Origin of the sequence: Corynebacterium glutamicum ATCC 13032 (genome assembly GCF_000011325.1) — a bacterium.
Lineage (GTDB): Bacteria > Actinomycetota > Actinomycetes > Mycobacteriales > Mycobacteriaceae > Corynebacterium > Corynebacterium glutamicum.
The window spans coordinates 103470-115565 of the sequence record NC_003450.3; the positions used below are offsets into that span (position 1 = coordinate 103470).

Below are 12096 nucleotides of genomic sequence, written 5' to 3' on the forward strand. Positions count from 1 at the left end.
CATCAGGGCGTGCAGAAAGATAGTGTGGTGCGCATGGAAGCAACAACGATCGATGACGCAATCGCGAAGCTCATTGACATCTACGACACCTCGACCAAACTGGCCAAAGAAACCCTCAACAATGAGGACTACGCCGCATACGCCGATGTTGTTTACCCCAAACTCACCGTTGACGTGCTGGAATGGAAACCCATCGACCGCACCGAACCCTTCGGCTATGTGGATCGAGCCGGGCGATACTCCGCCACCTTGTCCAAACCACGCGTGATTGAGCGTTACCTCCGCGAACAACTCGAGCGTCTCACCAGTAATTATCCCTGCAAGATTTACGTATCTGAGTCAGATATCCGCATCCCACCGGAGTACATTCGCGGCGCACCTTCCGCTACCGAAGCTCGCCGTGCTGGTGATGTTGCAGATATCATCCCACGCCCCACCCTGGATGAAGTCCACGACGCAATTATCGACGGCGACTGGCACGCCTTCAACGGCCCCGAACTCCCGCTTTTCCACTTCGGGCCGCAACGCTTCGACATCGCCTGCGCCCGCATCGAGCACTACACCGGCATCAACGTGGAACACGTGCAGAAGTACATTCTGTTCACCAACTACGCCATGCACACCACCGAGTTCGTGCATTTTGCCATGTCCGAACTCACCTCGGAAGACTCCCGCTACGTGGGTCTATCCTTGCCAAACGGGCAGGTAATTGACCGAGAGACCGCCACCAGCCTCGGTACGGAAACCCTTGATCTGACTAGCCGTTTCCAAATGCCTCGTTACGATCTCATCACCGAAGCCGGTGACGGTATTACCATTATCAACATCGGTGTGGGCCCATCCAATGCAAAAACTATCACCGACTGCCTTGCTGTGCTCCGCCCAGAAGCCTGGGTGATGATCGGCCACTGTGCTGGCATGGACGCCCGCATGCGCATCGGCGACCTCATCCTTGGCAACGCCTACCAGCGCGAAGACCACATTCTGAATACCCGCATCCCACTTGGTAATCCGATCCCGGCAATACCAGAAATCCAAAAAGCTCTAGAAGCCAGCGTCGACGAAATCTACGGATCCGACAACAGCCTCATGCGCACCGGTACGGTCTTATCCACCGACGACCGAAACTGGGAATGGCACACCCCAGAAAACCTCTGGAACTGGCTCAAAGGATCCACCGCCGCAGCTGTTGACATGGAATCTTCCACCTTGGCCACCAACGGATATCGATACCGCATTCCATACGGCACCCTGCTGAGCGTCTCTGACCTGCCACTACACGCAGTGCCGAAACTTCCCGCGCAAGCGCAGGCGTTTTACTCCAACTCCAAGGAAGCCCACGTCATGTGTGCTGTTCGTGCAATGGAATACCTGGCAGTAGATCCTGAACGGTTGCGTACCCGTAAACTGCGCAGGACCTTGGGTGAGGTGCCGTTTCGCTAAAGTCTCGGAGAGTTAGGCCAGTTGCGCGGCCATTTTTCAGCCGCGTGACGTGTCGCATCGCCGAAACCTTGGCCCACTGACCTGATCACTCGGTTGAGAGGCGTGGCAATACAAACAGCACCGAGGATGCGTCCGTTAACAATGATGGGTGCACTCGGTGCGAAGGAAGGTGTCGGCGTCGGTAAGCGCCATCATGTCGCCTCCGTTGCCGGTGACAAGCACGGTGAGGCACTCTTGCCCAGCAGCTGTGGCGACACCTACGGCGGTGGGGAAGCCGAGGCCGATGGATTGAAGGCGGTTCCCAAAAGCACGATGCTGTCTCGTGATTCCAGGTCGAAGTAGGTGTTGGCCCCTCCGATGAAGTGTCCGCCATCGGAGGCGACGAACTTGTTAGCTGGCAAAATACCGTTAAGTTGGCGCATGAGGCTGTGTGGATCGAGTCGGCCGTCGGCTGCAAGGGCGTCGCCGCCAGGGCATGTCAGAGGATTATCGTCCAGGTATAGCCGGCGCGGTGCGTGGAAATTTTGTGTACGAAGCTTTAAAAGCACTGCGGCTACAACAGTTGTGTTATCTGCGCTAATGAAATGGTTAATGCGCGGGTTGGTGGTCTGTGTTTCAAGATCCACTTGGAGCACTTCCGCGAGTTCACCGAAAGCCTCCCCGAATGCCATGGTGAATTGGTTCAAACCGGCGCCCAGCACAAGCGCCACGTTGGCTCGGCGTATTTCTGAAGCTGCACCGGTCGCAGCGAAACCTCCACATACGACCAGGTCGCGAGAGTTTCCTGAGGGATGGAAGAATCCTCGGGCGGGCGCGCTGGTGGCTACATCAGCTGCCAAAAGATCTGCTAATTCCAGGATGCTTTGCTGTGCTTCGCGTGTGCCACGACCTGCAAGAGGGAGGGGATTTTGGGCATTGCGTAGAGCTAGGACAAGGTCGGTGACATCGGGAGTTTCTGAAATCCGGGGCGCAGCAGGTATGTAGTCACTGTTGGATCGGTGGCTGTGGCAGCTGCTAGGTCATAGGGGATTTCCAGGATCACGTGTGTGTTTTCCGGCGTATTATTCCAAGCCTGAAGAGTTACCGCAGCAACGTCATCTGCATGCACGGTGAAGGTTTCCACACCTACGGCACGTGCGAGTCCTTGCCGGTCAATGTCGAAACAGCGAGGCCCGGCGCTCGGGGCAGTGCCCACAACTAAAAGAAGTGGGATACGGGAGAGGGCGACGTCGGCAAGCGTGGTCATGGTGTTGGTGAAACCAGCACCATAGGTGGTGGTAGCGACCGCCGGGCGGCGGGTGACGCGGTGGTAGGTGTCCGCGGCGGCCACGGTTTCAACTGTGGGGCGGACGGTGATGATGCCTCGCCCGAGGCGTTCTAGGGCATCGACGAACCAGGCGTTTCCGTTGCCCATCAGGTCGAAAACGTGATCGGTGCGGGGCATAAGAGTTCGGGCGATAGTTTCTGAAATTGAGTACACAGTGGTCTCCAGTAAAAGGAAAATTTTGAGGGCCAGATGTGTCTCTGCCCGCTTGAATTCAACTGGGCTCTTGTTACTGGCACTAATGTTCCTTTTTCAAACACTGGATCAGAGTACTTCGCCAGAAAACTGGATCAGTTGAACCTGACCGCCGACATGTTCAGATTGGAACGCGACAAAAACTGCACAAGTTCTTAGCCTAGTCATCGGGCGAGTGGCTTTCCGTGCGCGTGCTTAAACTGCTGCGATTTCAACGTCAGCAAGATCATTGCCGGAAGTGTCATCGAGGTCTATTTTCCATTTCAGCTGGCCGTCGTCTTCGTCTAATTCAACAGAATCAATAATTCCGTCTGGGTATTGATCCAGCGCTAGGCCAATGGCTTGAGCTGCGGTGACTGTGGCTGCGTGAGCTTCGCGGATGTCGTCATCATCATCGTTGTCGCGGTCGTCGGTATGGATCTGGCCACTGGTGGTGACATCAAGTTCAAGGACTTCTTGGCCAACCACAACATCGACTTCGTATTGATCGGAGGAGTCTTCGCGGTCAATGTCGGTGATGATCCTGTCGGGGTATTGGGCAAGGACGATGTCGATGATGTCGAATACCGGATCGTCATCAATCACGGCAGAGGTGGCGGTACTTGAGGAGGTAGAAGTGGTGGCATCTACTGCAGAAGCAGTTTCGCTGGAAATGGTGGATTCTGCTGTTCCAGTATCGGTGGAGCTGCAGCCAGCGAGGATAAGAGGAGCGGATATGAGCGCGAGGAAAAGTTTTGCGTTCTTCATGTATTCAACCCTATGAAGTGAATATGAAATGAAGATGAGAGGTTGTTTTAGGTGGCAAAACGGGGGTATCAGCAGGCTGAGGGGAAAGCGTGTGCGCTGCGCTTTTAACAATTTCAGCTGCGTAAAAAGGGGTGCGGTGGTTAAAAATCCATATTTGGGATTATGTTGGGGGCCACATCTGAAAATAGTTGCTGGGATCCATCACACCTACGATGCGAAACGGCACCCACACCGCTGATCTTGAAGGAGAACCACCATGACGTCGATGAATCTGCCTATTGAGTTGGCTACGCTGTCTGACCAGGCTGTGGACAAGGTGCGCTCCTGGCTGGAGTACAGCAAAAAGGAAAGCGTGCCCAATGCCGATGCGAAGCGTCTAGCTGCAGTGTTGCAGGATCCTAATGGTTTGGAATTCACGGTTGGTTTCGTGGATCGAGTGGTTCGAACTGAGGATCGTGAAGCGGCAGCGCATGCGTTGTATGAGTTGGGCAAGATTGCTCCGTCGACGATGTCCTTTTTGGATCGGGCGCAGATTCAGGCCGGTTCTTTGGTGGGGCGGGCGTTGCCGCAGGTTGTGGTTCCTGCGGCGCGGGCTCGAATCCGGCAGATGGTTGGGCACATGATTGTGGATGCCCGCGACAAGCAGTTCGCCAAGGCTGTCGCTGAGATTCAGTCGGATGGGCACCGCCTGAACATCAATTTGCTAGGTGAAGCGGTGTTGGGCCGAAAGGAGGCAGCGAAGCATTTGGATGACACGGTGCGGTTGTTGCGCCGTCCGGATGTGGAATATGTGTCCATCAAGGTCTCTTCGGTGGCATCGCAGATTTCGATGTGGGGTTTCGAAGACACCGTTAATTATGTTGTGGAACAGCTGACACCTTTATATATAGAGGCCGCGCGGGCGCCGAAAGGCACGAAGTTCATCAACCTGGACATGGAGGAATACCGCGATCTGCGCCTGACTATGGAGGTGTTCAAGCGGCTGCTCTCCAATCCAGAGCTGCATGAACTAGAAGCCGGAATTGTGTTGCAGGCGTACCTTCCCGATGCCCTCGGTGCAATCCAGGACTTGGCGCAGTTCGGCCGCGAGCGCGTCAACACAGGCGGGGCGGGCGTTAAGGTTCGCCTGGTCAAGGGTGCTAATTTGCCTATGGAGCACGTCCACGCGCAGATCACCGGCTGGCCAGTTGCCACAGAACCTTCCAAACAAGCCACCGATGCCAATTACAAGCGCGTCCTCTATTGGACGATGCGCAAAGAAAACATGGAGGGCCTGCGCCTGGGCGTTGCCGGCCACAACCTTTTCGACATAGCATTCGCACATTTGCTCTCTGTGGAGCGTGGGGTAGCGGACCGTGTGGAGTTCGAAATGCTGCAGGGCATGGCGTCCGATCAGGCGCGCGCCGTCAGCGTTGACGTCGGTGAGCTGCTGCTTTACGTACCAGCCGTGCGCCCACAAGAATTCGACGTGGCCATTTCTTACCTCGTGCGCCGCCTCGAGGAAAACGCCGCGAGCGAAAACTTCATGTCCGCCATCTTCGACCTCGACGCCGACAACCCGTCCTTCAAGCGAGAGGAGAGCCGCTTCCGCGCCTCCATATCTGACCTCGCCACGCTCATCGACGTGCCCGCGCCCGGCCCCAACCACACACAAGACCGCAGCAAAGAGACGCTTCTCGACGCCCCCCTCGTCCCATTTATCAACGAGCCCGACACCAACCCAGCGCTCATCCAAAACCAACAGTGGGCCACAAAAGCCGTCGCCACCGCAGCAGAGCCCGGTTGGTTGGAAAAACAAACAAAGCCGGAGGTGTTGGAAGAGGGGGACGTCGACAAGCTAATTAACGATGTGCGCGACGCTGCTGAAGCGTGGGCAGCGCGCCCAGCCCGTGAACGCGCTGAGATTTTGTACAAGACCGCCGAGATTTTGCGCGTGCGACGCGGACACCTGATCTCAGTGACGGCCGCGGAGGTGGGCAAAGCTGTGGAACAAACCGACCCGGAAATCTCTGAAGCCATTGATTTCGCCCGCTACTACGCGCATTTGGCCCTGGAATTGGACGACGTAGACAATGCGGAATTCACCCCAGATCGCGTCGTTGTGGTGACCCCGCCCTGGAATTTCCCCATCGCGATCCCCGCTGGATCGACTTTCGCAGCACTCGCGGCGGGCGCTGGCGTGATCCACAAACCCTCAAAGCCTAGCCAACATTGCTCCGCTGCAGTGGTCGAAGCCCTCTGGGAAGCCGGCGTTCCCCGCGAGGTTCTGCATTGCATTTACCCAGCTAATCGCGATGTTGGATGTGCGTTGATCAGCCATGAACACGTCGACCGCGTCATTTTGACCGGCTCCTCCGAGACCGCCGCGATGTTCTCCTCCTGGCGACCAGAACTCACCATCAACGGCGAAACCTCCGGCAAAAACGCCATCGTGGTCACCCCATCTGCCGACCGCGACCTCGCCGTCGCCGACCTGGTGAAATCCGCCTTCGGCCATGCAGGACAAAAATGTTCCGCAGCCTCCCTCGGCATCTTGGTAGGCAGCGTCTACGAATCAGAACGCTTCCGGAAACAGCTGGTAGACGCCGCATCCTCACTCATCGTCGACTGGCCTACCAACCCCTCCGCAACCGTCGGACCACTCACCGAACTCCCCAGCGATAAACTCCACCACGCCCTAACCACCCTCGAAGAAGGAGAAAGCTGGCTGCTGAAACCCCGACAACTCGACGACACCGGCCGACTCTGGTCACCCGGCATCAAAGAAGGCGTCAAACCAGGAACCTTCTTCCACCTCACAGAAGTATTCGGACCAGTCCTCGGCCTGATGAAAGCCACCGACCTCAATGAAGCCATCGAATTCCAAAACGGCAACGACTTCGGACTCACCGGCGGACTCCAATCCCTCGACGCCGACGAAGTCCGCACCTGGCTTGACCACGTCGATGTCGGAAACGCCTACGTCAACCGCGGCATCACCGGCGCCATTGTCCAACGCCAATCCTTCGGAGGCTGGAAAAAATCCTCCGTCGGCCTCGGATCCAAAGCCGGAGGACCCAACTATGTCATGCTCATGGGAACCTGGGCCGACGCGCCAAGCCACCACGCCCCACGCGAAACAAACCCGCTGATCAGCAAACTGGATCTCCCCGGAGAAGAGCTCGAATGGCTCGAAAAAGCCAACGCCAGCGATGAAACAGCATGGAACACGGAATTCGGCAGCCCACGCGACCCCTCCGGCCTCGATGTAGAAGCCAACATTTTCCGCTACCGACCAGCAGAGGTAGTACTCCGACTCGACGATTCCGCCACACCCCGAGAAACTGCCCGCGCATTGTTGGCAGCCCGTCGCGCCGGGGTTACTCCGCGAGTTCTTCAAACACCAGGTGTTTCAGAGCAAGTCCGCGAAGTATTGTCCGCTGCTGGAGTGAGTGCAGAAACAGTCGATGATTCGGTATTTATTTCCAACGTGTTGCGCGGCGAATACGACGAGAACTCCAGCGTCCGAGTCCGCTACCTGGGCAAAGTTAGCGACACTGTCCGTGAACGCCTATCTGTACGGCCCGAAGTTGTTCTGCTTGACGATGCAGTAACTGCCTCCGGTCGAGTTGAATTACGTTACTGGCTCAAAGAACAAGCAATTTCCATGACGTTGCACCGTTTTGGAAACCCAGTTGCGGCCTTCCACGAGTTGGCGGAGGAACTTAAACGTTGATCGTTTTGCGCATGGGTCGCTGCGTGCCGATTTAAGGGCTTCGTCAGTCGCAGCGACCTGTTGTCCTGATTTCAGTTCTGAAGGCTCTTAGAGGCGATTCTAGAAGGGGTCGAATTTGGGGCCATTGGGGCTGATGCGATTCCTGGCAGTTTGCAGGGCAAGGATCCACCACGTTTGAGCGGAAACCTCGGATCTGTGGTGGATTCGTGCAAGATTGGCCTCTGAACTTGCAAAAATCCACCACGTTTCGACTGATCAGAGCAATTTGTGGTGGATCCTAACCAATCTGGCAGTGGGGTCGGTGAATTCATTATTGGCGGGCTTTTCAAAGGTCATATGTCGATTTTGGGGCGAAAAATCGACACGTTTTCTCGATGTGTTTAAGACATCAACATATGGCTTGTGCTACTGAAAGATTTTTCTTCTGAAATTCTGTAGAAACGCTCCTATGCTCGGGGCAGTAAGTTGTGAGCATAGGAAATGGAGCACGGCGTGACCGTTATTAAAGGCACTGAATTTGATGTTTTCCCACTAAACCTCGGTGGAAATACCTTTGGCTGGACCTCGAATAGGGAACAGACCTTCGCGGTTTTGGATGCATTCGTGGCAGCGGGAGGAAACTTTGTTGACACCGCCGATTCTTATTCTGCATGGGTTGAAGGCAATGAGGGTGGCGAGTCGGAGCGGGAGCTCGGCGCGTGGATTAAGGAACGTGGCGCAGACAAGCTGATCATTGCTACCAAGTCTGGTGCGTTGGAGCCTGTTGCTGGTCGTTCCCGTGAGGCAACTTTCAAGGCTGTCGAGGGTTCCCTGGAGCGTTTGGGCGTGGAATCGATCGATATTTTTTACTACCACTACGACGATGAGGCAGTCAGCATTGATGAGCAGGTTGCTATCGCTAATGATCTGATTGCACAGGGCAAGATTAAGCACCTCGCATTGTCTAACTACAGCGCGGAGCGTTTAGCTGAGTTCTTTGAGAAGTCTGTAGGCACTCCAGCGCAGCCGGTTGCTCTGCAACCGCACTACAACCTGGTGTCGAGGAAGGATTATGAGGAGAACGTGCAGCCACTCGCCGAGAAGCATGGCGTTGCAGTCTTCCCTTATTTCGCGCTTGCCGCGGGTCTTTTGACCGGAAAGTACACCTCCAAGGAGGATATTTCGGGTAAAGCGCGTGCGGGGCAGTTGGATCGTTACGCCAGCGATGAGGCGTTTGCCGTGGTGACAGAGTTGCGTGCTGTTGCCGATGAGTTGGGTGTTGCGCCAACGACTGTGGCGCTTGCGTGGTTGGTTGCGCATGGTGTGACCGCACCGATTGCGTCCGTGTCCAAGGTAGAGCAGTTGAAGGATTTGATGGCTGTGAAGGATGTGGAGCTGAGCGCTGAGCAGCTTGCACGTTTGGATAAGGTTTCGGAGCCTTTCGCTTAAGCTCTCCTCAAAAGTAAGTGATGCAAGTCATAACATTTGCATTACGGTTGCCTTATTTACCGATATTTATTCGGTGAGTTACTTAGTCTGGCTGGCATCGCCGGAAAACCGGACCGAGGTTTTCCGCATGACTGCAAAGGTCTGAGAAATGAGCTCAACAACCTCAAAAACCTCAGAAAGACAACAGCCAGACGCACCGACGAGCAAGCTCAGTAAATGGAGCGATAAATTTCTCAATGGTGTGGAAACACTTGGAAACAAGCTGCCCACACCATTTACGCTTTTCTTGATACTTTTCCTGATCACGGCGCTGGCTTCATCGATCATGGCGTGGATGAACGTATCCGTGATTGTTCCAGGCTCTGATGAGGAACTATTTGTAAAAGGCCTGTTCACCGGTGAAGGCCTAACCTGGTTGACTACGAATCTCGGGGCAAACTACATCGGGTTCCCGCCGTTGCTCACCGTGTTGCCAATTCTGTTGGCAGTGGGTGTTGCTGAACGTTCCGGCATGTTGGCTGCGCTGATTAGGAAACTTTTTGGTTCGGCGAAAAAGATCGTTTTGCCATATGCAGTCGGTGTGATTGGCGTGACCGCGTCGATCATGGCGGACGCTGCCTTCGTGGTGGTGCCACCTTTGGCCGCGATGGTGTTTAAAGCTGCTGGTCGGCACCCTGTGGCTGGGCTATTGGGTTCGTTTGCAGCTGTGGGTGCAGGATATTCCACAGCGATTGTGCCCACCAGCCTTGATGCACTTTTTGCGGGAATTACCAACGCCGTGATGGAGACACTTCCAGGCATTGCGACAACTGAAGTCAATCCGGTTTCTAACTATTACTTCAATATTGCATCCTCGATTGTGTTGGGTCTGTTATGTGGTTTCCTCATTGATAAGGTGCTGGAACCTCGGATGTGGCGTCAGAAAATCGCTACGGAGTATGCAGAAAGCATTGAACCCACCAGCGCAGCAGATGATGAGGAAATCTCTGCAACCCTAACCGCACAGGAAAACCGCGCGCTGACAATTTCCATGTGGACCACCCTGGCGACGGCCATCATCGTGCTGGTTGTGGTGCTGATTCCGGGATCCCCATGGAGAAATGAGGATGGTGGATTCTTGCCTACCTCGCCACTGCTGAGCTCTGTGGTGTTTATTGTATTTTTGTTTTTCATGGTGATGGGCCTGGCCTACGGCATGGTGGTGGGCACGATCAAGAACATGGATGATGTCGTGAACATGATGGGCGAAGCAATCAAGGACATGATTGGTTTCTTGGTTTTGGCCTTCATTTTGGGACAGTTTGTGGCGCTGTTTAACTGGACGGGCATCGGTACCTGGACTGCTGTTCAGGGTGCTGCGGGATTGGAAGCGATCGGGCTTACCGGATTCCCTGCGATCATTGCATTTATTATTTTGGCGTCATGTTTGAACCTGCTGATTATTTCCGGCTCTGCGATGTGGACGCTGATGGCTGCGGTGTTCGTCCCGATGTTCGCTCTGCTTGGCTATGAACCATCATTCATTCAGGCAGCATTCCGCGTGGGTGACTCGGCAACTCAGGTGATCACACCGCTGAATCCGTACATGATTGTGATCCTCGGTTTGCTCCGTCGATACGAACCGGATGCAGGTTTAGGCACCTTGATGTCAAGGCTTATCCCATTTGTGATCCCTTTCTGGCTAGCCTGGGCTACATTGTTGGCAATTTGGTTCTACGCCGATTTGCCGCTTGGACCTGGCTCTGCGATCTTCCTCGAAGGATAAGTTTTCATGAGTACTGACAATTTTTCTCCACAAGTTCCGTCGACTGTGTATTTGGATTACATGGAGCAAGGGATTGCCGCGCGCAAAGCGGAGGCAGAATCTAACGCCAGCACGAAGGGGGAGAGCCCGGATTATCCAGGCCAGCAGGTTATTTGGCGCCTGATCCAGGAAGCAGGGGAGTCGTTGCGTGATGAACTGCGCACACTGGCTTTCACGCTGCACGACCATCCGGAAGAAGCGTTCGAGGAGGTGTTCGCCACCGAGGAAATCACAAAACTTCTGCAAAATCATGGTTTTGAGGTTCAGAGTGGAGTTTATGGTGTTAAAACCGCTCTAGAAACTAGTTTTGAAACCCCTGGTTATGATCCAGCGCAGCACCCAAGCATTGCGATCTTGGCGGAATACGATGCCCTTCCAGAGATCGGCCATGCATGCGGGCACAATATCATCGCAGCAGCTGGTGTTGGCGCATTTTTAGCTGTCACCAACATGATCAAAACTGCCGAAGTGAAAGGCGTGGATCACCTCGACTTTGAAGGCCGGATCGTGCTGTTGGGAACACCTGCTGAGGAGGGGCATTCCGGCAAGGAATACATGATCCGAAATGGCGCATTCGATGGCATTGATGCGTCGATTATGATGCACCCCTTTGGCTTCGATCTGGCGGAGCATGTTTGGGTGGGCAGACGTACCATGACGGCGACGTTCCACGGTGTCTCTGCACACGCGTCTTCGCAGCCTTTCATGGGTAAAAATGCCCTCGACGCTGCAAGTTTGGCGTACCAGGGCTTCGGAGTTTTGCGTCAGCAAATGCCACCGAGCGACCGCCTTCACGCCATTATTACGGAAGGCGGAAACCGGCCAAGCATCATTCCAGACACTGCAACGATGTCGCTGTACGTGCGTTCTTTGTTGCCGGAAGCACTCAAAGACATATCGAAACGCGTGGATGATGTGCTCGATGGGGCGGCCTTGATGGCGGGGGTTGGCGTCGAAAAGCAATGGGATGTGCACCCAGCTAGCTTGCCCGTGCGCAACAATCATGTGTTGGCGCGGCGTTGGGCAAAAACGCAGAATCTGCGTGGTCGAACGGCGCTTTCGGAGGGTATTTTGCCCGACACTCTGGCAGCATCGACTGATTTTGGCAATGTCTCGCACCTGGTTCCGGGCATTCATCCGATGGTGAAAATTTCTCCGGAAAACGTTGCGCTCCACACCAAGGAATTCGCCGCTTATGCGCGCACGGAAGAGGCCATCGACGCAGCCGTCGACGCCGCAATCGGGCTGGCGCAAGTCGCCGTTGACGCGCTTGCAGATCCGCAAATGCTTATCGACGCGACCCTCGAGTTCACCAACTCCGGCGACGTACTTAAAGTAGGGGACTATTTGGCTTAGGCAACGACTCCGAAACCTTCAAGAACGTGTGGCACTAACAATTGCGGACTATCCTTGGGAACTGTTTTAGATTTTATTCAGGGT

Annotated in this window: 8 protein-coding genes; 5 read left to right on the forward strand and 3 right to left on the reverse strand. The window is 55.0% G+C overall.

Annotated elements, in window-relative coordinates; genetic code table 11:
- The first annotated feature begins 33 nt into the window (after positions 1-33).
- A complete protein-coding gene (gene amn / locus CGL_RS00525; protein WP_011013386.1) occupies positions 34-1443 on the forward strand; it encodes an AMP nucleosidase in 1410 nt (469 codons plus the stop codon).
- 257 nt (positions 1444-1700) lie between these two features.
- Here amn and CGL_RS00530 read toward each other — a convergent pair whose 3' ends face one another.
- The 3 genes from CGL_RS00530 to CGL_RS00540 all read right to left on the reverse strand — a co-directional run bounded on the left by CGL_RS00530 (position 1701) and on the right by CGL_RS00540 (position 3709).
- Positions 1701-2423 carry a hypothetical protein gene (locus CGL_RS00530; RefSeq protein WP_306556812.1) on the reverse strand — a complete coding sequence of 241 codons (723 nt, stop codon included), beginning with the start codon at positions 2421-2423 and terminating at the stop codon, positions 1701-1703.
- On the reverse strand, positions 2369-2923 hold the full coding sequence (locus tag CGL_RS00535) for a thiamine pyrophosphate-binding protein (RefSeq protein ID WP_011013388.1): 555 nt from the start codon (positions 2921-2923) through the stop codon (positions 2369-2371). The genes CGL_RS00530 and CGL_RS00535 overlap by 55 nt, the downstream gene beginning before the upstream one ends.
- Before the next feature lie 234 nt (positions 2924-3157).
- Positions 3158-3709, reverse strand: a complete 552-nt coding sequence (locus tag CGL_RS00540) for a PepSY domain-containing protein (RefSeq protein WP_011013389.1) — start codon at positions 3707-3709, stop codon at positions 3158-3160.
- Positions 3710-3974: 265 nt separating this feature from the next.
- On the opposite strand from CGL_RS00540, the gene CGL_RS00545 reads away from it, so the two are divergent.
- From CGL_RS00545 to CGL_RS00560, 4 genes are all read left to right on the forward strand, one after another.
- Complete coding sequence (locus CGL_RS00545) at positions 3975-7424, forward strand: bifunctional proline dehydrogenase/L-glutamate gamma-semialdehyde dehydrogenase (protein WP_172820765.1); 3450 nt, start codon at positions 3975-3977, stop codon at positions 7422-7424.
- 480 nt (positions 7425-7904) lie between these two features.
- Positions 7905-8852 carry an aldo/keto reductase gene (locus CGL_RS00550; RefSeq protein ID WP_003858893.1) on the forward strand — a complete coding sequence of 316 codons (948 nt, stop codon included), beginning with the start codon at positions 7905-7907 and terminating at the stop codon, positions 8850-8852.
- A 148-nt stretch (positions 8853-9000) separates the two neighbouring features.
- Complete coding sequence (locus CGL_RS00555; protein WP_011013391.1) at positions 9001-10617, forward strand: AbgT family transporter; 1617 nt, start codon at positions 9001-9003, stop codon at positions 10615-10617.
- Between the two features lie 6 nt (positions 10618-10623).
- Positions 10624-12012, forward strand: coding sequence for a M20 family metallopeptidase (locus CGL_RS00560; RefSeq protein ID WP_011013392.1), 1389 nt, complete (start codon positions 10624-10626; stop codon positions 12010-12012).
- The last annotated feature ends 84 nt before the right edge of the window (positions 12013-12096 follow it).